Source organism: Niveibacterium umoris, from assembly GCF_014197015.1.
In the GTDB taxonomy this organism is placed as follows: domain Bacteria; phylum Pseudomonadota; class Gammaproteobacteria; order Burkholderiales; family Rhodocyclaceae; genus Niveibacterium; species Niveibacterium umoris.
The window spans coordinates 510,480-532,086 of sequence record NZ_JACIET010000002.1 but is presented as its reverse complement, the minus strand read 5'-3'; the positions used below and the strand labels follow the sequence as shown (position 1 = coordinate 532,086).

Annotated in this window: 23 protein-coding genes; 13 read left to right on the top strand and 10 right to left on the bottom strand. The window is 67.4% G+C overall.

Going from position 1 to position 21,607, the window contains the following annotated elements:
- Window positions 1-51 precede the first annotated feature (51 nt).
- Complete coding sequence (locus GGR36_RS14450) at window positions 52-1,191, top strand: SLC13 family permease (protein ID WP_183635423.1); 1,140 nt, start codon at window positions 52-54, stop codon at window positions 1,189-1,191.
- Entirely contained in the window at window positions 1,188-2,072 is an 885-nt protein-coding gene (locus GGR36_RS14445; protein ID WP_183635422.1) for a trypsin-like serine protease, read from the top strand. Before GGR36_RS14450 ends, GGR36_RS14445 begins: the two co-directional genes overlap by 4 nt.
- A gap of 54 nt (window positions 2,073-2,126) precedes the next feature.
- On the opposite strand, the gene GGR36_RS21670 is transcribed toward GGR36_RS14445, so the two are convergent.
- From GGR36_RS21670 to GGR36_RS22125, 3 genes are all read right to left on the bottom strand, one after another.
- Complete coding sequence (locus GGR36_RS21670) at window positions 2,127-2,738, bottom strand: PEPxxWA-CTERM sorting domain-containing protein (RefSeq protein WP_207064445.1); 612 nt, start codon at window positions 2,736-2,738, stop codon at window positions 2,127-2,129.
- A 334-nt stretch (window positions 2,739-3,072) separates the two neighbouring features.
- Entirely contained in the window at window positions 3,073-3,987 is a 915-nt protein-coding gene (locus GGR36_RS14435) for a LysR family transcriptional regulator (protein WP_183635421.1), read from the bottom strand.
- 10 nt (window positions 3,988-3,997) lie between these two features.
- Window positions 3,998-4,120: a hypothetical protein gene (locus tag GGR36_RS22125; RefSeq protein ID WP_276510011.1), complete on the bottom strand. Its 123-nt coding sequence runs from the start codon at window positions 4,118-4,120 to the stop codon at window positions 3,998-4,000.
- Between the two features lie 138 nt (window positions 4,121-4,258).
- Between GGR36_RS22125 and GGR36_RS14430 the strand changes: the two genes are divergently transcribed.
- The gene (locus tag GGR36_RS14430) at window positions 4,259-4,900 is read left to right on the top strand and encodes an NAD(P)-dependent oxidoreductase (RefSeq protein ID WP_183635420.1); all 642 of its coding nucleotides are present in this window, start codon (window positions 4,259-4,261) and stop codon (window positions 4,898-4,900) included.
- 24 nt (window positions 4,901-4,924) lie between these two features.
- The gene (locus GGR36_RS14425) at window positions 4,925-5,620 is read left to right on the top strand and encodes a DsbA family protein (protein ID WP_183635419.1); all 696 of its coding nucleotides are present in this window, start codon (window positions 4,925-4,927) and stop codon (window positions 5,618-5,620) included.
- A gap of 17 nt (window positions 5,621-5,637) precedes the next feature.
- Here the strand turns inward: GGR36_RS14425 and GGR36_RS14420 are convergent, their stop codons facing one another.
- Complete coding sequence (locus GGR36_RS14420; RefSeq protein WP_183635418.1) at window positions 5,638-6,399, bottom strand: substrate-binding periplasmic protein; 762 nt, start codon at window positions 6,397-6,399, stop codon at window positions 5,638-5,640.
- Between the two features lie 212 nt (window positions 6,400-6,611).
- On the opposite strand from GGR36_RS14420, the gene GGR36_RS14415 reads away from it, so the two are divergent.
- From GGR36_RS14415 to GGR36_RS14375, 9 genes are all read left to right on the top strand, one after another.
- On the top strand, window positions 6,612-7,277 hold the full coding sequence (locus GGR36_RS14415) for a TetR/AcrR family transcriptional regulator (protein WP_183635417.1): 666 nt from the start codon (window positions 6,612-6,614) through the stop codon (window positions 7,275-7,277).
- Window positions 7,274-8,230 (top strand): HlyD family secretion protein, encoded by a 957-nt coding sequence (locus tag GGR36_RS14410; RefSeq protein ID WP_183635416.1) that lies wholly within the window; start codon window positions 7,274-7,276, stop codon window positions 8,228-8,230. The genes GGR36_RS14415 and GGR36_RS14410 overlap by 4 nt, the downstream gene beginning before the upstream one ends.
- Window positions 8,227-9,201: an ABC transporter ATP-binding protein gene (locus GGR36_RS14405; RefSeq protein WP_183635415.1), complete on the top strand. Its 975-nt coding sequence runs from the start codon at window positions 8,227-8,229 to the stop codon at window positions 9,199-9,201. Before GGR36_RS14410 ends, GGR36_RS14405 begins: the two co-directional genes overlap by 4 nt.
- An 81-nt stretch (window positions 9,202-9,282) precedes the next feature.
- A complete protein-coding gene (locus GGR36_RS14400) occupies window positions 9,283-10,422 on the top strand; it encodes an ABC transporter permease (protein WP_183635414.1) in 1,140 nt (379 codons plus the stop codon).
- Between the two features lie 107 nt (window positions 10,423-10,529).
- The gene (locus tag GGR36_RS14395; RefSeq protein WP_183635413.1) at window positions 10,530-10,934 is read left to right on the top strand and encodes a hypothetical protein; all 405 of its coding nucleotides are present in this window, start codon (window positions 10,530-10,532) and stop codon (window positions 10,932-10,934) included.
- A gap of 253 nt (window positions 10,935-11,187) precedes the next feature.
- Window positions 11,188-12,609, top strand: a complete 1,422-nt coding sequence (locus GGR36_RS14390; protein ID WP_183635412.1) for a circularly permuted type 2 ATP-grasp protein — start codon at window positions 11,188-11,190, stop codon at window positions 12,607-12,609.
- Between the two features lie 5 nt (window positions 12,610-12,614).
- Window positions 12,615-13,562, top strand: coding sequence for an alpha-E domain-containing protein (locus GGR36_RS14385; RefSeq protein WP_183635411.1), 948 nt, complete (start codon window positions 12,615-12,617; stop codon window positions 13,560-13,562).
- An 11-nt stretch (window positions 13,563-13,573) separates the two neighbouring features.
- Window positions 13,574-13,756 (top strand): hypothetical protein, encoded by a 183-nt coding sequence (locus GGR36_RS14380; protein ID WP_183635410.1) that lies wholly within the window; start codon window positions 13,574-13,576, stop codon window positions 13,754-13,756.
- A 102-nt stretch (window positions 13,757-13,858) separates the two neighbouring features.
- Complete coding sequence (locus GGR36_RS14375) at window positions 13,859-14,593, top strand: proteasome-type protease (RefSeq protein ID WP_183635409.1); 735 nt, start codon at window positions 13,859-13,861, stop codon at window positions 14,591-14,593.
- 45 nt (window positions 14,594-14,638) lie between these two features.
- Here the strand turns inward: GGR36_RS14375 and GGR36_RS14370 are convergent, their stop codons facing one another.
- The 6 genes from GGR36_RS14370 to GGR36_RS14345 form a co-directional block, all read right to left on the bottom strand.
- A complete protein-coding gene (locus GGR36_RS14370) occupies window positions 14,639-15,697 on the bottom strand; it encodes a branched-chain amino acid ABC transporter permease (protein ID WP_338086702.1) in 1,059 nt (352 codons plus the stop codon).
- A gap of 4 nt (window positions 15,698-15,701) precedes the next feature.
- Window positions 15,702-16,598, bottom strand: coding sequence for a branched-chain amino acid ABC transporter permease (locus GGR36_RS14365; protein WP_183635408.1), 897 nt, complete (start codon window positions 16,596-16,598; stop codon window positions 15,702-15,704).
- An 18-nt stretch (window positions 16,599-16,616) separates the two neighbouring features.
- A complete protein-coding gene (locus tag GGR36_RS14360) occupies window positions 16,617-17,840 on the bottom strand; it encodes an ABC transporter substrate-binding protein (RefSeq protein ID WP_183635407.1) in 1,224 nt (407 codons plus the stop codon).
- A gap of 72 nt (window positions 17,841-17,912) precedes the next feature.
- Complete coding sequence (locus GGR36_RS14355) at window positions 17,913-18,629, bottom strand: ABC transporter ATP-binding protein (protein WP_183635406.1); 717 nt, start codon at window positions 18,627-18,629, stop codon at window positions 17,913-17,915.
- Window positions 18,622-19,374, bottom strand: coding sequence for an ABC transporter ATP-binding protein (locus tag GGR36_RS14350; protein ID WP_183635405.1), 753 nt, complete (start codon window positions 19,372-19,374; stop codon window positions 18,622-18,624). Before GGR36_RS14350 ends, GGR36_RS14355 begins: the two co-directional genes overlap by 8 nt.
- Window positions 19,375-19,492: 118 nt before the next feature.
- Entirely contained in the window at window positions 19,493-21,592 is a 2,100-nt protein-coding gene (locus tag GGR36_RS14345; protein ID WP_183635404.1) for a D-(-)-3-hydroxybutyrate oligomer hydrolase, read from the bottom strand.
- Window positions 21,593-21,607 lie beyond the last annotated feature (15 nt).

The window sequence follows — 21,607 nt, the reverse complement described above, 5'->3', positions numbered from 1 at the left end:
GGCAGCACGGCCGGCACGTAGAATCCCGCCAGGCAACCCGCGTACCGACCCATGCACCGCCTGCTCCTGATCCCTGCCCGCATTGCCGCCCGCCTGCGTCAGGACGAACTGCTGCTGATCCTGCTGCTGTTGTGTGTCGGATTCAGCTTGCTACACCCGGCGGCCGTCGCCGCTTACCCGCGGCTGGTGGATTGGCCGACCATTGCGGCGCTCGCCGGCCTGTTGCTGCTGACCACCGGGCTGGAGGAGAGCGGCTTCCTGCAGCATGCCGCCTTCCATGTGGTAACGCGCATGCACACCGAGCGCCACCTCGCGCTGCTGCTGGTTGGCGTGTCGGCGGCGCTGGCAACGGTGCTGACCAACGACATCGCGCTCTTCATCGTGGTGCCGCTGACGCTGGGGCTGCACGGCATGGCCCAGTTGCCGACGGCGCGGCTGGTGATCTTCGAGGCGCTCGCGGTGAATGCCGGCTCGGTGCTGACGCCGATGGGCAATCCGCAGAACCTGTTCCTGTGGCATCGCTCCGGCGTTTCCTTCGGCAGTTTCGTCGCCGCGATGGCGCCGCTGGCCGCGATCCTGCTCGGCGCGCTGCTGCTGCTCACCGGCCTCGCCTTCCCGGCGCGCCGCATCGACACCCATGAGGACATCGCGCCGCCGCCGCTTGCGCGCCGGCTGCTGTGGGTGAGCCTCGCCCTCTACCCGGTGTTTCTGCTCCTGCTCGACGCGCACCAGCCCTGGCTGGGTCTCGCGCTGGTCGCTGCGGTATTCCTGCTTGCCTTCCGCGCGGTGGTGCGCGAGGTGGACTGGGCCTTGATCGTCGTGTTCGTGCTGATGTTCATCGATTTGCGCCTGCTCGCCGAACTGCCCGCGGTGCGCGACGCAGTGGCGACGATCGGCCTGCACGATCCGCAGCGCTTGTACGCAGCCGGCGTGCTGGCTTCACAGGTGATCAGCAATGTGCCCGCGGCGATCCTGCTTGCCGAGCATTCCGCGCACTGGCAGGTGATTGCGTGGGCGGTGAATGTGGGCGGCTTCGGCTTGCTGGTCGGCTCGCTGGCCAACCTGATCGCGTTGCGAATGCTCGGCGACCGCCGCGCGTGGCTCGGCTTTCATCTCTGGTCGCTACCCTTCCTCGCCGCCGTTGCGGGGCTGGTATGGGTGTGGCTGTTCATGGTGCGAGGTTTCGCGTGATCGCTGTGCGCGGCATGGCTGCCGCGATGCTGCTTGCACTCTCGGCTCCGGCGGCGGCGATCATCGGTGGGCTGCCCGACGGTGACGAACCGGATTCGCCTGAACGCCGTGTCGACCCGGATGGCTGCGACTCGCCCTGGGCCGGTGTCGTCAGCGTGCTGATCGGCAACGGCGTGTTCTCCGGCGTCGTCGTCGGCGAGCGCTGGGTGCTCACCGCCGGCCATGTCGCGGCCGGGCGGCGCCTGAGTCCCGGTGACGTGCGGGTGCGCGTGCCCTGTGGCCCCCTTACCGGGGGCGTGCTCGAGGTCGTGCCGCATCCGGGCTTCGCCGGCTACAAATCCGATCGCATCAACTTCGACGATCTCACCTTGTTGCGCTTGCGCGAGCCGCTACCGGCGAAGGTGCCACGCTACCCGCTGTTCGATCGCCCACCGGCGCGTGGCATCGTGCTGACGCTGGTCGGCTATGGCGGTGGTGGCAACCCGCGCGATGGCGTGACGGTCGGCGCGCGTGCCGACACCAAGCGCGTCGGCGAGAACGTTCTGGATGACTGGGTCACCCGTCCCGGTCAGGGCCCGGTGGCCTATGTGTGGGACTTCGACGGCCCCGACCCGGCGACCAGTCTTCTCGGCGGGCCGAGTCTGGGCAATCGCCGCGAGGCGACGGTCGCAGGTGGGGACTCGGGCAGCGGGGCTTTTGTGCGCGACGGCGATCAATGGGCGCTGGTCGGCATCAACACTTTCCAGATGCAACTGCCGGCCAGGCCACCGAAGATGTCTTCGGTGCCACCCAAATTCGGGTCCGGGGGTGGCGGCATGCTGATTGCGCCCTATGCCGCCTGGATTCGCGGCGTAATCGGTACGCCGGAACCTGAGCGCTGAAATGAAACGGGGCGCCCGAAGGCGCCCCGCTGCATCAGGCAGGCCTGATCGGGATCAGCGGCCGCGACGACGGCGCGCGGTTGCACCGATCACGCCGAGGCCCGCGAGCAGCATCGCGTAAGTCTCGGGTTCCGGCACCGCATGCACGGCGCTCAGCGTGAACGTCACATTGCTGCCGCCAGTGCGTACCGACTCGAAAGTGTAGGTATCGCTGTGCGCACCCGGGTGCGAGAGCAACGTGGTAGCGCTGGTGGAGAAAGTGCCGATGTTGCTCTGCGTCCAGACGTATTTATACAGGTCACCGGTGGCGGCATCACCGCTGTGAGGGGCGGTAACGTGCTGGGCGTCGACGCCGGCGGCGAGCAGCGAGAACGAACCGATGTCGGGGATCGTGACGCTCTTGTTGAAGGCTGCGAGGCTGACCGTCCAGTTGGTCAGCTTCGGGTCGGACAGCAGGCTCAGCGATGAACTGGCGTTCACGAGGTCCCAGGACCACTGGACCTTGAGGTTGGTCGCGGTGTCGGTGATGACGGTCGGCGTCAGGTCAAGCGTGGCGAGTGCGGGCAGTGCCGACGGTTTGACGGCGCGGGGCGCCGCGATGGCATTGCCTGCCACCAGCGCGGACGTGGTGAGTGCAAGCAGATAGGCGAGGGGTTTGAGTTTCATGTACTGCTCCCGTTAAGTGCGGCGTGATCTTTGCCGGGAAGTATTTGATAAGAGGCTAGATTGCCGCGGTGACGGCGCTGCCTGTCCGTTCGGCTTAGCACGTTTGATGCCACCTCGGTCGGCGGGTATGCCCTTCACTGCATGCTCGCGCAGTCCTGTCGCAACGGGGTGACGACAAAACCCCCGGCGTCACGGGCCGTTTGGCGGTATCCAGACGACATCCACGACAAATTCTTTGGTGCTTCGCAACAATATCCGATTGGGATATGACACGCGGCCGAGTGTGGTGCAATCGCGAAGTGTAAATTCTGTCGACGGGTTTGCCCCGGTTGGGCTAGGCCGGATTGCGGGTGACGACGGACATTCTCGCATCGAGGTAGTGCCGCAATGCCTCGATTGCGTGCCGCACCTTCGCCGGTTGTGCATCGCGTTGTGGGGTGACCGCCCATACCCCGACCGGCGGCAAGGTCCATTCGGGCAACACCCTCGCCAGCGCGCCGCGGGCGAGATCGTCGCCCACATCGGCATCGACCTCGCGCGCGATGCCCAGCCCCAGGCGTGCCAAGGCCAGCGTCGTCTGCTGGCTGTCGCTTGCGATGCGACCCTTGAGGCGCAGTCTGCGCACGTCGCCCCCGCGGCTCAGCACCACCTCCTGCGGTTCGCCCAAGGGTGTCAGCAGCAGGAAGTCCGCCCGCGTCAGGTCTTCCGGTTCGCGCACCGGAGCGTTCTGACTGATCCATGCCGGGGACGCAACCAGCACGCCCTGCCATTGCGCGAGACGCCGCGCGACCTGGCTGGAATCGCTCAGGGCGCCGACGCGGATCGCCAGATCGATGCGCGATTCGATCAGATCCAGCCGCGCATCGGTGGCGAAGACCCGCAGCGTCAGTTGCGGATTGGCGCGCAGCAGCGGCGCGAGCGCCGGGCCTAGGTGGGCGCTGGCGAAGCTCATCGGTGCCGTGACCCATAGTTCGCCGACTGGCGCGTCGCGCTGCTCGGCAAGGCGCTGTTCCGCCCGTTCTGCCGCGGCCAGCATCTCCGCGCAACCTTCGTAGAAGCCGCTACCCGCGGCGGTCAGCGTGAGGCGGCGTGTCGAGCGATGCAGCAACACCACGCCGGTGTCGGCCTCCAGCGCGCGGATCTGCTGACTGACCGCCGACGTGCTCAGCCCCAGCGCCCGTGCGGCGGCGCTCATCGAGCCGGTGTCGACCACGCGGGCAAAGATGGCCATGGCGCGCAGGCGATCCATACCCGCCACCTCAGCCAAGAACCTGCGTGAGGGCGCCGCGGCCGTCGGCAAACGCGACCGCCGTGATCGCGATCGTGTCACCCGGCTTCAGCGGGGGTGGAAAGCGGAGCGTCGGAGCGTGATCGTCTTTCATGGGGATGCCGCTGTGAGCGTGAAGCATGGCTTCACAATGTTTGCATTCTAGGGTGGCTAATCGCGACTTTGTGAAGCGGATATCGTTTGCTCCGTCGCACCGCATTCGTCGGTGCATCGAACGCAAAGGAATCCGGACATGAACATCGCACTCATCGGCGCCAGCGGCTTTGTCGGCGCGGCCCTGCTCCACGAAGCCCTCAGCCGCGGTCACCAGGTGACCGCCATCGTGCGCGACACCACGAAGCTGCAGCCGGCGCCGCAGCTCACCGTCGAAGCGGTCGATCTGTTCGACGCCGCCGCGCTCGCCGCCGCGCTACGCGGCCACGATGCGGTGATCAGCGCTTACAACCCGGGCTGGGCCGAGCCCGAGATCCGTGCCCGCTCGGTGGCCGGCGGTGAGGCGGTGCTCGCGGCCGCCAAGTCGGCTGGCGTGCCGCGCCTGCTGGTGGTCGGCGGTGCGGGCAGCCTTGAAGTGGCGCCCGGTGTGCAGGCAGTGGATACGCAGGACTTTCCGCCGCAGTGGAAAGAGGCTGCCCTGGGCATGCGCGATTTGCTCGAACGCCTGCGCGGCGAGCAGGGCATTGCCTGGACCTACCTCTCGCCGGCCTTTGAGCTGTTCCCAGGCGATCGCAGCGGGCACTATCGCCTGGGCGGTGATCAGGCCTTCTTTGATGCGCAAGGTCACAGCCGCATCTCGAACGCCGACTATGCTGTGGCGCTGATCGACGAACTCGAACGCGCGGCCCATACCGGGCGCCGTTTCAGCGTTGCCTACTGATCCGATCCCGAAAGCGAGGCCGCGGTGATCCTGCACTATGTTTTCGACCCGTTCTGCGGCTGGTGCTACGCCGCGGCGCCGCTGGTGCGGGCCGCGCGCGCGGTACCCGGGCTGCAGGTGGTGCCGCACGCCGGCGGCATGATGGCCGGCGCACAGCGCCATTACGCCATCGCCTTGCGCGACTACGTCGTGCCGCACGACCGGCGCATCGCCGCGATGACCGGCCAGCCCTTCGGCGATGCGTATTTCGAAGGTCTGCTGCGCGATCCCGACGCGGTGTTCGATTCGCTGCCGCCTACGACGGCGCTGCTGGCGGCGGCGGAACTGGGTGGCGATGCGGCAGCGCTCGACCTGCTGGCGCGGCTGCAGACGGCGCACTATGTCGAGGGGCAGCGGATTGCCGAGACGGCAGTGCTGGCGCGGTTGGCGATGGAAACGGGGCTGGACGCGGCGGCCTTCGAATCCGCGTTTGCGCGGCAGCTCGGCGCCGCAACACAAGCGCATATCGCAGCCAGCCGCCAGATGCTGGCGCTGGTGGGTGCGCAAGGCTTCCCGACCTTCATTCTGGCGGGCGAGGGGACGCTCCAGCGCATTGACCACAGCGTTTTCCTAGGACAACCGTCGGGCTTCGCGGCGCGGCTCACTGCCCTGCAAGGAGCGGTTGCATCCCCGGGCGCGGCCGGCGCAGGCTGCGCAGACGGTGCCTGCCCGGTGCCCTGAGGCGATCGCAAAGGGGATTACTGCAGCCTGTAGCGCTCCAGCAACTGCTGCATCGTGCCGCGTCGCCTGAGGTTCGCCAGCGCGGCGTCGAATTGCGCCATGGAGATGCCCGACCCGCGTCGCAGCAAGCAGTACAGAGGCGTGCTCGACACCACCAGCGGCGAGGTCTGCAAACCCAGCCACTTTGGGTCCTGCGATTGGAGGTACTCCAGCGTGAGCGCGCGCACCACGCTGTAGTCGCTGCGTCCGAGCAACTGCTTTTCAAGCATCACCGCCTCGCTCGGCGCGTCCTCGCGCGTGATCCGCTGCTGCCGGAACAAGGGTTCGAGCAGCGGATAGCGATAACCGATCACGGTGCCGATCGATTGCCCGGCGAGATCCTCCAAGCGTTTGACCGTCGCGGCCCTGGGGCCACCGACCAGGCGTTCTTCCACGCTCAGGATTTGCTGGTCCGACCATTGGTAGGCCTGCAGCAGGTCCTTGTTTTCCCATTCCGGCGAACTGAAGCAACGCAGGTCGATCTGCTCGTCGCGGACCAGCAAGTCCACGCGCATCGGCGGCAAAACGGTGAAGTCGATCGGGCGCCCCAATTCGGCGGCCAGCGCGCGGTACCAGTCATGAATCACGCCTGCCTCCAGTCGCGTGCCGCCGGCGTCGCGCACAAAGCGGGCGAACGGCATGTTCCAGCCCTCCGATACTGCGACGTGCAGCGGCTGGCCGAGCGCGGCGCGGCTCGACAGGGACACGACCAGCAGGAGCAGGCTTGCAATCAGGCGCATCGGGCGACCAGCGAAGCGGATTGAGCAGAGCATAACGAGCTTGCGGCTCTGAAACTACCGCGCAACTGCAATTCGAGCAGCGGGCGGCCGGTCGGCTCGGGGATGTCGGCCAGAAGGGCTCCCGGTCACTTGCCCGCTCGTCTGATGTGCGGTGCTTGACGCGTTGGAAATTGTTTTCTAAAGTGCAATGGAAAACATTTTCCACTTGCGCGATGCCAAGCACCCCCACCACCACCCAGCGCACCCCGCCCGGCGAAGAAACCCGCACCGCCCTGCTTGCCGCGGCGACCGTGATCTTCATCGAGGAAGGCTTTCGCGCCGCCCGGGTGCAGGACATTGCGCAGCGCGCCGGGGTGCGGCTGTCGGCGATCAACTACCACTTCGGTGGCAAGGACGGGCTCTACCGCGCCGTGTTGCAGCACCACGCCGAACTGGCAGTGAGCCGCACGCCCTTCCCGCCTCCCGACCCCACCCATCCACACGCAGCCTTCGAGGCCGCAGTGCGAACGCTGGTGCGGCGCTTCCTCGACCCCGCAAGCGAAAGCCGCATCGCTGCGCTGATGCTGCGCGAACTGGTGAACCCGACCGAGGCGCTGGGCATGATGATCGAGCGCTTCACGCGCCCGCAGATGCAGCAGTTCCGCCCCATCGTGGCCGCGGTGCTGGGCCCGCGCGCCAGCGAAGAACAGGTCGCGCGCGCGATGTTCAGCGTGCTCAGTCAGTGCATGGGCTATATCTCGGCGCGGCCGCTGGTCGAGCGCCTGATGCCGGTGGCCCTCGCCGGCGACGATCTGGTCGAACGCATCGCCGCCCACATCACGCATTTCAGCTGGGGCGGCCTGATCGCGCTCCGCGATGCGCTGGAGAACCCGACATGAATGCCCGTCCGCTCATCCTCGCGCTGTTTGCGGCAGCGAGTCTGGCCGCATGCAGCGCGCCACCCGAAGCACCCATGCTCGGCTACGTCGAGCTCGAACCGACCCGCGTGGCCGCGCCCTACGCCGGCAGGCTGGTGAAGCTGGCAGTCACGCGCGGTGGCAGCGTCGCCGGCGGCGGCGCGCTCTTCGCGCTGGACGCAGACGTCGAACAGCCCGCGCTGCTCGAAGCCCGGGCGCGCCGCGAACAGAGCGCGGCGCAGGCGGCGGATCTGGCCACCGGCAAGCGCCCGGCGGAACTCGACTCGCTGCGCGCCCGCGTCGCCGCGGCCGAATCGGCGCTGCGGCTCGCCGAGCAGGATCTGCGCCGCCAGCAGGATCTCGCGACGCAGGGCTTCCTCAGCCCGGCCACGCTTGATGGCCTGCGCGAACGGGTGCGCAGCAATGCCGCGCAACTCGCGCAGGCCAGCGCCGACCTGCACGCCGCCGAGCTGGCCGGGCGCGAGGCGCAGCGCGCTGCAGCCGCTTCCGCCATCAAGGTCGCTGAAGCACAGCAGGCGCAGGCAGCGGTGCGCTTGGCGCTGAAAACCGTCAACGCCCCTGCAGCCGCAAGGGTAGAGGACACCTATTACCGTGAAGGCGAATGGGTGCCTGCCGGGACGCCGGTGGTGAGCCTGCTGCCGGCGGGCAGCACCAAGCTGCGCTTCTACATTCCGCAAGCGCGCCTGCCCGAATTTCCGGCCGGCAGCCGGGTCGAGGTGCTGTGCGACGGCTGCCGTGCGCCGGTCGCCGCACGCATCACCTGGGTGGCCTCCAGCGCCGAGTTCACCCCGCCGGTGATCTACTCGAAGGACAACCGCGCGAAGCTGGTTTACATGGCCGAGGCGCGCCCCGAAGGCGAGGCGCACCTGGCGCCGGGGCAGCCGGTCGAGGTGCGCGCCGGGGCACCGAAATGAACAGCGTGGATGGCCTGATCACGCCGCTCGACATTCCGCCCGAGCAAGTGGCGGTCGATGTCGAGGGCCTCACCAAGCGCTTCGGCGACAAGACAGTCGTCGACCAGCTCTCGATGCGGGTGCGACGTGGCGAGGTGTTCGGCTTTCTCGGCCCCAACGGCAGCGGCAAGACCACCTCGATCCGCATGATGTGCGGGCTGCTGACGCCGGATGCCGGCAGCGGCCACACGCTGGGCTACGACATCCTGCGCGACACCGCCGCGATCAAGCGTGAGGTCGGCTACATGACGCAGCGTTTCGGGCTCTACGAAGACCTGACGATCCGTGAGAACCTCGACTTCGTCGCCGGCATCTACCGCATGGACCGGCGCCGCCAGCGGGTGGACGCGGCGATCGAGCGGCTCGGCCTGACGGCGCGTGCCAACCAGCTCGCTGGCGGACTCTCCGGCGGCTGGAAGCAGCGCATGGCGCTCGCCGCGTGCATGCTGCACGAGCCGAAACTGCTGCTGCTCGACGAGCCGACCGCCGGCGTCGACCCGAAAGCGCGCCGCGACTTCTGGGAAGAGATCCACGCGCTCGCCGCCGAGGGCATCACCGTGTTGGTGTCTACCCACTACATGGACGAGGCCGAGCGCTGCCATCGCCTCGGCTACATCGCCTACGGACGCCTGCTCGCGCTCGGCACGCCGCAGCAACTGGTTGCGCACAGCGGGTTTGCCACCTGGCATGTGCGCGGCAACGATGTCTCCGCGCTGGCCGCGACGCTGCGCCAAGCGCCGGGGGTCGACATGCTCACGCGATTCGGCAACACCTTGCATGTCAGCGGCACCCGGGCCGACGTGCTCGCCGCCGCCATCGCACCTTGGCGTGACAAGCCGGAACTGGTGTGGGAAGCCGCCGAGCCGCAACTCGAAGACGTGTTCATCCACCTGATGGGGCAGTCACGCGACAACTTCCAGGAGGCGCGCTGATGGAACGCCCCCCACGCTCATTGCATTCGCTGCCCAGCGAGCGGGCCCCGGCCGCCCTGAAGCGCGTGGTCGGAGGCTGACATGGCAATCGGCGGACTCTCGCTCGCGCGCATGCTGACGGTGATGCGCAAGGAATTCATCCAGTTGCGGCGCGACCGGCTGACCTTCGCGATGATGATCGGCATTCCGCTGATCCAGCTCACGCTCTTCGGTTTCGCCATCAATGGCGACCCCAAGCACCTGCCGACCGTCGTCGTGGCCGGCGAGCAGAGCGCGGCGGCGCGCAGCATCACCGCCGCAATGACGCACAGCGACTACTTCGACATCGTCTCGACCGCGGCCACGGCCGATGAGGCCGAGCGCCTGCTGGCGGAAGGTCGAGTGGCCTTCGCGGTGACCATCCCGGCCGATTTCACGCGCAAGCTGGTGCGCGGCGAACGCCCGCAGCTGCTGCTCGACGCCGACGCCACCGACCCCACCGCCACCGGCAATGCGATCTCGGCGCTGACGCAACTCGCGCCGACGGTGCTGCGCTACGACCTCACCGGGCCGCTCGCCGCACGCAACGGTGGCCAGCCGCCCTTCGAGCTGATCGTGCAACGCCGCTACAACCCGGACGGGCTCACCGCGTGGAACGTCGTCCCCGGCCTGATGGGCGTGATCCTGACGATGACCATGATCATGATGACCGGCGTCGCGCTGACCCGCGAGGTCGAGCGCGGCACGATGGAAAACCTGCTGGCGACGCCGGTGCGCCCGGTCGAGGTGATGCTCGGCAAGATCCTGCCCTTCATCCTCATCGGCGGGGTGCAGGTGGTGCTGATCCTGCTCGCCGCGAAGCTCTTGTTCCATGTGCCCTTCGTCGGCGCGCTGCCGCTGCTGCTGCTCGGCGTGCTGGTCTTCATCGCGGCCAACCTGATCGTCGGCATCACGATATCCAGCGTGGCGCGCAGCCAGTTGCAGGCGATGCAGATGACCTTCTTCTTCTTCCTGCCCTCGATCCTGCTGTCCGGCTTCATGTTCCCCTTCCGCGGCATGCCGGGCTGGGCGCAGGTGATCGGCGAGGCGCTGCCGCTGACCCACTTCATGCGGCTGGCCCGCAGCGTGATGCTCAAGGGCAACGATTTCGCGCTGGTGTGGGAACACCTGTGGCCGCTGCTGGTGTTCATCACCGTGGTGCTTGCCGTGGGGCTCAAGCGCTTCCGCAAGACCCTGGATTGACCGCGGGACAAGGTCGCCAGCAAGGGCCCGCGATTGATTCGCGCGACATCCGGCTTGCGCGTACGCCCGGTCGTGGCAGCATTCGCAAAGCCCCATGAGAGGAAACCATGCGACCGGCATTTCGCATCGCCTTGCTGATCGGCGCCACGCTGTGCGCAGCCTTGGTGGCCCTGTTCGGCGGCAGCTTTTCGCTCGCGGTCGAACCGCACAACCCGGCCAGCGGGCTGTCCGCGTTCTGGCTGTTCACAGGCCTTGCGGTCGCTGCGCCATTCTGGGTGTCGACGCTGATCCCGTCGCGCTATCCCAACGTGCTGCGTCGCTGCCGCAAAGCCTGCGCGCTCGGCTTGCTGCTGCTTGGCGGCCTGTTTGGCAGCATCGTCGTGCACCACCTGCAGCGGGGCTTGTCCGCGTTCGCCGAGGCGCCGCATCCTGCCTTTGTCCAGGGGGCGGTGCTGACGCTCAGCTGCCTCGGCGGACTCCTGATCCTGCTCTGGCCTGAACGGCGTCGCTAGCTGGCGCGGCGATACGCGCGCGGCAACCGGCGCATCGCCGGCGCGAGCTTGCACCCCCGCGGTGCATCGAAGGCTTTGGGCGCTCCGTGCGCTACCTTGGTGCAATTCCGCGGTTCGATGGCTTGATTCCGGTGCCACGCGTGGCCGTTTGCGCGGCGGAATGGTGAATCTTCCACGCGGATGCGGGGTGGCACGTTTCTCGCAAAGCTCTGGGGCCGGCCCGCAACGACGCGGGCCGTACGCGGAGGCGAGCATGGGAGCAAGTGGGGCGTTCTTCGACGAAATGAATAGTGCCGACGGGACGACCCGCGCGCACTACGAAGCCTTCCAGCGGTGGCTGGAAAGCACCGCGCCGGATCGCATCGAACGCAAGCGGGCACAGGCCGACGCGCTGTTCCGGCGGGTTGGCATCACCTTTGCGGTGTATGGCGAAGCGGCAGGCACCGAGCGGCTGATTCCTTTCGACCTGATCCCGCGCATCATCCCGGCCGACGAGTGGCAGCAGCTTTCCGCCGGCCTCAAGCAGCGCATCCGCGCGCTCAACGCCTTCCTCCACGACGTCTATCACGGGCAGGAAATCCTCAAGGCGGGCCTGATCCCCGCCGAGCAGGTGCTCAATAACGCGCAGTTCCGCCCTGAAATGTGCGGCGTCGATGTGGCGGGGGGCATCTACTCGCACATTTCCGGTGTTGATATCGTGCGCGCCGGCGCCGGCGAGTTCTACGTGCTGGAAGACAACCTGCGCGTGCCTTCCGGCGTCTCGTACATGATCGAGGACCGCCGCATGATGATGCGGCTCTTCCCCGACCTCTTTGCCAAGCACCGCATCGCGCCGGTCGAGCACTACCCCGACCTGCTGCTCGATACCCTGCGCACCGTCGCGCCGCAGGGCATATCCGACCCGACCGTGGTCCTGCTCACGCCGGGCAGCTACAACAGTGCCTACTTCGAACACGCCTTCCTCGCGCAGCAGATGGGCATCGAACTGGTCGAGGGGCGCGACCTCTTCGTCACGAACGAAGGCGTCTTCATGAGCACCACCCGTGGCCGTCGCCGGGTGGACGTGATCTACCGCCGCGTCGACGACGACTTCCTCGATCCGCTCGCCTTCCGCAAGGATTCGATGCTCGGTGTGCCGGGTCTCTTCGGCGCTTACCGCGCCGGCAAGGTGACGCTCGCCAACGCGATCGGCACCGGCGTCGCCGACGACAAGTCGATCTACCCGTACGTGCCGGACATGGTGCGCTTCTACCTCGGTGAGAAGCCGCTGCTCAACAACGTGCCGACCTACATGCTCAGGAAGCCCGATGACCTGGCCTACACGCTGGAGCATCTGCCGGAGCTGGTGGTCAAGGAAGTGCACGGTGCCGGCGGCTACGGCATGCTGGTCGGGCCCGCGTCGACCAAGGCCGAGATCGAAGCCTTCCGCGAGCGCATCATCGCCGCGCCGGAGAAATACATCGCGCAGCCCACGCTGGCGCTGTCCACCTGCCCGACCTTCGTCGACGCCGGCATCGCACCGCGCCACCTCGATCTGCGACCCTTCGTGCTGTCAGGCAAGGAGATCCGCTTCGTGCCCGGCGGGCTGACCCGCGTCGCGCTCAAGGCGGGCTCGCTGGTGGTGAATTCCTCGCAGGGCGGGGGCACCAAAGACACCTGGGTTCTGGAGGCCTGACGCTTATGTTGTCCCGCACCGCCGACAACCTCTACTGGATGGCGCGCTACATGGAGCGCGCCGAGAACCTCGCCCGCATCCTCGACGTGCACCACCGCATGTCGCTGTTGCCGCAGAGCACCGGCGAAATCGAACGGCAATGGACCGCCACGCTCGACATCATGGGCATGCTCGGCAGCTTCCGCGAACGCCAGCTCGCGATCAACACCGATGCGGTGATGCACTTCATGATGTTCGACCGCGACAACCCGTCGAGCATCGTGTCCTGCCTGCGCGCCGCGCGCGAGAACGCCCACACCGTGCGCGGCACGCTCACCTCCGAACTGTGGGAGGCGATCAACGCGACCTGGCTCAAGCTCAACGACTTCGCGCCCTCGCGCCTGCTCGAAACCGGCCCCACCGAGTTCTTCGAGTGGGTCAAGCATCGCTCGCACCTGTCGCGCGGCGTCACCGTCGGCACCATGCTGCGCGACGAGGCCTTCCACTTCACCCGCCTCGGCACCTACATCGAACGCGCCGACAACACGCTGCGCATCCTCGATGTGAAGTACCACCTGCTGCTCGGCGCACACGCACCGAACGATTCCGCGGTCGACTATTACCAGTGGAGCGCGCTGCTGCACTCGGTGTCGGCCTTCGAGATCTACCGCCGCGTGTATCGCGACCAGATCACACCGACCCGCGTTGCCGAACTGCTGCTGCTGCGGCCCGACATGCCGCGTTCGCTCGCCTACTGCATGCGCGAGGTGTATGGCCTGTTGCAGGCGGTGGCCAACGGGCGCTCCTCCGAGACCCAGCGCCGCGCCGGCGAACTTGAGGCCAGCCTGCGTTTTGGCCGCATCGAGGAACTGATCGCCGACGGCCTGCACGAATACCTCGACACGGCGCTGCACCGCATCCTCGATCTGGGTCAGCGCATCTCCGACGACTTCCTGGTTCCCGTCACCACCTGAGGAGGCTTGCCATGAACGAATCCCGCCCGTCGCAAACGCCGTCCACCCGCCCCGCCTACCAGAGCGCACCGCTGCTTGAACTGTGGCGCGACCGCCTCGAAGACACCCCGGTCGGGCTGCAGGCTGAAGCCGGTCGATTCTCGCCCGAGCCCTGGCAACTGACACCGGCCGAACGCAGCGCGCCGCCTGGCTAAGCCCCCCCGGCGGTGGCCGCGTGCGGCCGCCGCCCATTGCCGCTGGCCGCCGAGCGCCAAGGCGGCGACAATCCCGCCTTTACGCGACTCACCCCGAATCCCATGACCTACTGCGTCGGCATGCTCCTCGACGCTGGCATCGTGTGCCTGTCCGACTCGCGCACCAACGCCGGCGTTGATCACATCAACTCCTTCCGCAAGCTCAACATCTTCGAACGCCCCGGCGAACGGGTGATGGTGCTGATGACGGCCGGCAATCTCGCGATCACCCAGGCCATCGTCACCATGCTCAACGAGCGCCTGACGAGCACCGAAGGCGCGAGCCTGTGGAGCGTGCCCAACCTGTTCGAGGCGGCACGTCATGTCGGCGACACCATCCGCGAGGTACACCGGCGCGACGCCGAATCGCTGCAGGCTTTCGGTATCGACTTCTCCGCCAGCCTGATGCTGGCCGGCCAGATCCGCGGCGAACGCCCGCGCCTCTTCAACATCTACGCGGCCGGCAACTTCATCGAAGCCACGCCCGAGACGCCTTACTTCCAGATCGGCGAATCGAAGTACGGCAAACCGATCATCGACCGCGTCATCACCCGCGGCACCACGCTCGACGAAGCCACCAAGTGCGCGCTGATCTCGATGGATTCGACGATCCGCTCGAACCTCTCGGTCGGCCTCCCGCTCGACCTCGCGCTGATCCGCAGCGACGAGTGCCGCATCTCGCTGCACAAGTCGATCAACCAGCACGACCCCTACTTCAGCATCGTGCGCAGCGAATGGGGCCAGGCCCTGCGCGACGCCTTCAACGCGCTGCCGAATCCGGACTGGTCGAAGGACTGACGCCGTCGGTGCGGCGGGCCGCGGCGCGGCCCGACACGGGCGCCCTCACAGGTTCAGGTTGCGCTTCATCACATGCTGCAGTTCGCCGACGATGCCGCGGCGGAAGAGCAGCACGCAGAAGATGAAGATCAGGCCCATCACGACTTGCGCCGAGGTGATCGCGCGCAGCCATGCCGACACTTCCGCCGCCTGGCCGATATTGGCGAGCCAGGATTCGACGCCGGCCACGGTGAAGGCGCCGACGATCGGGCCGGTGACGGTACCCATGCCGCCGAGCAGCGTCATCAGCACCACCTCGCCCGACATCGTCCAGCGGATGTCGGTCAGCGTCGCCGCTTCGAGCACGATGGCCTTGAGCGAACCGGCGGTGCCGGCGAGCGCGGCCGACAGCACGAAGGCCAGCAGCTTTACCCGTTCGACCTTGTAGCCGAGCGACAGGGCGCGCGGCTCGTTCTCGCGGATCGCCTTGAGCACCGCGCCAAAGGGCGAGTGGATCGCGCGATACACCACCGCGAAGCCCAGCAGCGCAACGACCAGCGCGAAGTAGTAGCGGGCGCGGTTGCTCTCGATGCTGACCAGCCCGAACAGCGCGGTGGCGGCCTTCACGCCCTGCATGCCGTCTTCGCCGCCGGTGATCGGCGATTTGAGCGCGATGAAGTACACGATCTGCGCCAGCGCCAGCGTGATCATCGCGAAGTAGATGCCCTGGCGGCGGATCGCGAGACTGCCGAACAGCGCGCCGAGCAGGCCGGCGGCGAGCGTGCCGGCGACGACGCCGAGTTCCGGACCGAGGTGCAGGTCGCGCACGACATAGCCGCAGACATAGGCGGCGCTGCCGAAGAAGGCCGCGTGGCCGAACGAGAGCAGGCCGGCGTAGCCGATCAGCAGGTTGAAGGCGACCGCGAAGAGCGCGAAGCACACCAGCTTGGCGAGCGTGACCTCGTAGAAGAGGTAGGGCGCGATCAGGCCGGCGAGGGCGAGCCCGATCCACAGACGTTTGTCCATCATGTACTCCAGGTGCGACGACTTGCCTTGCGGCAGGGCGGAAGGGGCGAGGGTGGGTGCGCTGGGCAGCGGCAGTGCCGCGGTGTCGGGCGGGGGCATCGCGTCATTCCTTGCCGAACAGGCCGGCGGGGCGCAACAGCAGCACGATCGCCATCAGCACGAAGATCACCACATCGGCGGCTTCCGGGTAGATCACCTTGGTAACGCCCTCCACCATGCCGAGCAGGAAGCCGGTGGCGACCGATCCGATGATCGAGCCCATGCCGCCGATCACCACGATCGCGAAGACCTTGATGATCATCTCCGCGCCCATCACCGGGCTCGGTTGCACGGTGCCGACCGCGAGCACGCCGGCGAGCGCGGCGAGGCCGACGCCGAAGGCGTAGGTCAGCGTGATCATCAGCGGCACGTTGATGCCGAAGGCGCGCACCACGTCGGGCTTCTCGGTGCCGGCGCGCAGGTAGGCGCCGAGCTGGGTGCGCTCGATCATGAACCAGGTGCCAAGGCACACCGCCAGCGACACGCTCACCACCCACAGCCGGTACTTCGGAAAGATCATGAACCCCAGGTCGGTGGCGCCCTGCAGCACCGGCGGAATGCCCGGATAGGGCTCGCCCGAGGTGTTGAAGAACTGCGTGAACAAGCCCTGGATCACCAGCGCGATGCCGAAGGTGAGCAGCAGCCCATAGAGGTGATCGAACTGGTACAGGCGGCGCAGCATCGTGCGTTCGATCACCACCCCGAGCAGGCCGACGACCACCGGCGCCACGATCAGCGACGCCCAGTAGCCGATCGCCAGATCCGGCGAACCGAGCCAGCCGCCGAGCAGGGTCAGGCCGATCAGCGCGACGAAGGCGCCGAGCATGTACAGCGCGCCATGCGCGAAATTGATGATGTTGAGCAGGCCGAAGATCACTGCCAAGCCCAGACTCAGGATCGCGTAGAACGCACCGTTGTACAGCCCCAGCATCGCCTGCTGCAGCACCTGTTTGAATTCCATGGGCGTCGCTCCGGCGGCTTACTTCTTGACCAGCGTGCAGGTGCTCTCGGCCAGCGGCTGATAGGCCTGCTCGCCGGGGATCACGCGCAGGATCTGCTCCAGATCCCAAGCGCCCTTCGAGGCCTTCGGCTCCTTCACCTGCGCGAGGTACATGTCGTGCACCAGGCGGCCGTCGGCGCGCAGCTTGCCGTTGCGGATCACCTCGTCGTTGATCGTCATCTCGCCCAGCACCGCGCGCACCGCGTCGGCGTCATCGGTACCGGCCTTCTCGACCGCCTTGAGGTAGTTCTTCACCGCCGAGTAGACGCCGGCCTGCGACATCGTCGGCATGCTGCCGGCGCGCTTCATGAAGGCCTCGCCGAACTTGCGCGTCTGCGCGTCGTAGTCCCAGTAGTAGCCCTCGGTGAACTTCAGGCCCTGCGCAGCGTCGAGGCCCAGCGCCTTGATGTCGGTGATGAAGATCAGCAGGCCGACCAGGCTGCGGCCGCCGCCCACCACGCCGAACTCCTTCGCCTGTTTGACCGCGTTGGTAAAGTCGCCGCCGGCGTTGGCCAGCGCAATCACATGCGCACCGGTGGCCTGCGCCTGCAGCAGGTAAGACGAGAAGTCGGCGGTGTTGAGCGGGTGCTTCACCGAGCCCTTCACCGTGCCGCCGTTCTTCTCGATCTGCGCGCGGGCGTTGGCTTCGAGCGACTGGCCGAAGGCATAGTCGGCGGTGATGAAGGTCCAGTCCTTGCCGCCGTCCTTGATCACTTCGGCGGCGACGCCCTTGGCCAGCGCGAACACGTCGTAGGCGTAATGGATGCCGTAGGGCGTGCACTCCTTGTTGGTCAGCGCGGTCGAGCCGGCACCGGTGTTGATGGTGATGCGCTTCTTCTCCGACGCGAGCTTCTGCACCGCGATGCCGACGCCGGAATTGAGCAGCTCGGTGATCATGTCCACCTTCTGGGTGTCGATCCACTGCCGGGCAGTCGCGGTCGCGATGTCCACCTTGTTCTGGTGGTCGGCCGAAACGATCTCGACCGGCATGCCGAGCACCTTGCCGCCGACCTCGTCCACCGCCATCTGCGCGGCGATCACCGAGCCCTTGCCGCCGACCTGCGCATACACGCCGGACATGTCGGTGAGCACGCCGATGCGTACCACGCCGTCCGAAATCTTCGCGCCGTCGGCCGCCGTGGCGGGCAGCGCGGCGCTTGCACACAGGGCCGCTACCAGCCCGCAGATCACAGTCTTTTTCATCTTCGTCTCCTCCGTTGAGTGCGATGGCCGCTGCACCGCCCGGCCGATACCGGATGGCGGCGGCCCTTGTCTTCAGACGCCGAGATAGCGCCCGAGCTTTTCTGAATTGCTGTCCAGTTCCTTGGCGGAAATCTCGTCCACCACCTGGCCGTGATCGACGATGTAGTGGCGGTCTGCCAGCGGTGCGGCGAAGCGGAAGTTCTGCTCCACCAGCACGATGGTCAGGCCGCGCGCCTTGAGCTTTTCGATCGCGCGCCCCATCGCCTGCACGATCACCGGGGCGAGGCCCTCGGTGATCTCGTCGAGCAGCAGCAGGTTGGCGCCGGTGCGCAGGATGCGGGCGAGCGCCAGCATCTGCTGCTCGCCGCCCGAGAGCCGCGTGCCGCAACTCGTCGTCAGGCGTTCGCGCAGGTTCGGGAACAGCTCGAAGATCTCGTCGACGCTCATGCCGTCGCTGCGCACCACCGGTGGCAGCATCAGGTTTTCGCGCACATCGAGGCTGGAGAAGATCGCCCGCTCCTCCGGACACCAGCCCACGCCCAGATGCGCGATGCGGTGCGTCGGCATGCGCACCGTCTCGCGCCCGTTGATCGTCACCGAACCGGTGCGCCTGCTCACCAGGCCGAGGATCGCCTTCAGCGTGGTGGTGCGGCCCGAACCGTTGCGGCCCAGCAGCGTTACCAGCTCGCCCTTGCCGACCTGCAGGTCGACGCCATGCAGTACATGTGCCTCGCCGTAGAAGGCGTGCATGTCGCTGACGCGCAGCATTTCCTTGCGTGGATCAAGCATGCGCAGTCCCCATGTAGGCTTCCATCACCGCGGGGTTGTTCGACACCTCCGCATAGCTGCCCTCGGCGAGCACCGCGCCCCGCTGCAGCACGGTGATGCGGTCGGCAATGCTGGCGATCACCTTCATGTTGTGTTCGACCATCAGCACGGTGCGGTTCGCCGCGACCTTGCGGATCAGTTCGGTGATGCGCGCGACGTCTTCGCCGCCCATGCCCTGGGTGGGTTCGTCGAGCAGCATCAGTTCGGGGTCCACCGCCAGCGTTGTCGCGATTTCGAGCGCGCGCTTGCGGCCGTAGGCGAGCTCGATCGTCACCGTGCGCGCGAAGTCGGCGAGGCCGACTTCTTCAAGCAGCGCCATCGCCCGTTCGTCGAGCGCCTTCAGCGCCGTGTCCGGCCGCCAGAAGTGATAGGTCAGCCCGAGCTTGCGCTGCAGCGCGACGCGTACGTTTTCCAGCACCGTCAGGTGCGGGAACACCGCCGAGATCTGGAAAGAGCGGATCACGCCGCGCAGCGCGACTTCAGCCGGCGCTTCGCGGGTGATGTCCTCGCCCTTGAAGAGGATCTGCCCCGACGTCGGCGGCAGGAATTTCGTGAGCAGGTTGAACACCGTCGTCTTGCCGGCGCCGTTGGGGCCGATCAGGGCGTGGATGTCGCCGCGCCGCACCGAGAGGTTCACCTTGTCGACCGCGGTAAAGCCCTTGAAGGCCTTGCACAGGTCTACGGTTTGCAGAATCACGCCTTCCATGAAGCCTTCCTTGCCCGGCGGCACAGCCCTCGGCACGCCGGTGCGAAAGAGTCAGAAAAAGGGCGGGCAAGCCGGGGCTTGCCCGAAGCTCAAGACACCACTGGAGAGAGGTGGGCGCTCAGTCCGGCACCGTCAGCGTCTTGCCGGCGACGGTGATGGCATCGGCGGCCGCCGGGCTGGCCTGGATCGGCGGCAGGTTGCTGCTCGCGATGGCCGGCGCGGCGCCAGGGCTGCCGCCGCGAGGCGTGGTGCGCACCACCTGCGAGGGCGGCAGGGCCGCGCCTTGCTTCAGATGCGCCCACATCGCGTTGAGCGCCTGCTGGCCGTAGTAGTGCAGCGGAATCAGCCGCGTGTCGTAGCCGGGCACTGACAAGAAGGCGTCGAAGTGGTTGGCGTTGGTGACCTCGATGTAGTGCAACCCCGACTTCGCGCCTTCGACGATCTGGTTCGCCGCGTAGTAGGCACGCGAGCTGTGGTTCACCGGCACCAGCGCATCGCTGCGGCCGTGCACGATCAGCGCCGGCTTGCCATGCAGGTCGGCACTGCGGCGGATCTCGCCGACGCTCTTCTGCACCGTGGCATTGGTGGTGAGCAGCTTGCGCAGGCACTGCGCGCCGTCAAAGTCGTAGTCCGCCTTGCCGGTGCTGGGCGAGGCGGCCAGCGTGTAGTTGATCGGGCCGTTGCTGGCGAGCGCGGTCACCACGTTGATGCCCGAAGTCGGCGGCACGCCGTTGCCAAGCCCGAAGATCTTCGCCATCGGCGAAGTGGCCGGCGCGGTCGGCACGCCCGAGGCGTTGGTGGTCGCGAAACTGTAGCCGCACAGCATGTCGGTCACCGACGCCTTGGCATACGCGTTGGCATAGGTCAGCGCCACGCCCATTGTCGCGTTCAGGCCGAAGTGCGACGCGTGCAGCAGGTCGGAATCGGGTAGCCAGCCGTAGGCGCGCAAGCGCAGCTTGGCGTCTTCCGCCTGCTCGGCGGTGGTGGCGCCTGTGACCAGTCCGGCTCCGGCCAGCGCGGCGCAGCGGTTGGCGGCCTGCGTCGCGAGTACGGTGACCCCGTAGGGCTGGCTCGCGTTCGACGGCGCCTGCGCGGCGCAGGGCTGCAGCAGGTTGGCGTAGGTGAAGTAGTCGTACAGCGGCAGCCCGGTCACCGGCTGCACCGTTGCGCCCTGCTGGATCACCATGCCCGCCGGGGCCGGCGGGTAGAGCTGCGGTTCGCCCACCACCACCGCGTCGATCAGGCCGGCGGTGTCCTGCTCGGCGGCGGCGATGGCCGCGCCACCGCCGTTCGACACCGAGGCCGCGATCACCAGCGTGTTCGACGGCACCACCGTGCGCACCAGCGCGCCGGGCGTGTAGGTGGCCGGCGTGCCGTAGCGCTCGTTGAGCACCCAGAAGGCGAACTCGACCGCGTTCAGCGTGTAGCGGCCCCAGTCCTTTTCCGGGTTGCGCTGCGAATGCGCGTGCTTGAAGGCGTAGCGGAAGGGGTTGGTGGTCGAGAAGGCCTGGCGCGCCGCATCGGTCAGGTCGGCCGCGAAGTGCGCGTTCTTGCCGGCCACGTCGGCCTTGGTGAGGCGGCCGTCGAGCAGCGTCACCGTGTTGCTGTCGAGCTCGTGGGCGCCATTGCCGCTGCCCTTGTCGGTATAGGCCACCGCGCAGCCGCGCTTGAGGCCCCATTCGCCGGCGGCGCTGATCGCGCCATACACCCCGCGCGAACCGCTGGACGTCGCGGTGACGATGCACGGCGACTTGGCATCGAAGCTTGCCGGCACCTGCACCATCAGCGCCACGTTGTCGTGCCCGCTGCCATCGTCGGTGTAGGCGAGGTATTCGGTGCCGGCGATCTTGCCCTCGCCGAGCGTGTCATTACCGGTCAGGTCGATGTTCGGCCCGTACAGGCGCGAGAATCCGCCGTTGACGGTGATGTCGACCAGCGCGCGATAGTTGGTGTAGATCGCCAGCCGACGCAGCTCAGCACTGGTGGGATTGGCCGGGTCGGCGATTGCCGGTGCGGTGGCGAGCTTCAGCCCGCTCACGCCCAGCCCGGCGGTCAGCAGGTCGTCGCTGGCGCCGTCGTAATCGGCCCGGGTCACGCTGGCCGAGAGCCACGCGGGGCGTGTGTTCAGATCTTCCTGCGGGGTGTAGTGATCGGTACCGCAGCCTGCCAGCGCAGCGCAGATGCAGGCGCCGGCCACCGTGTAACGGGTGTGATGCATGGTCTCCTCCTTGTC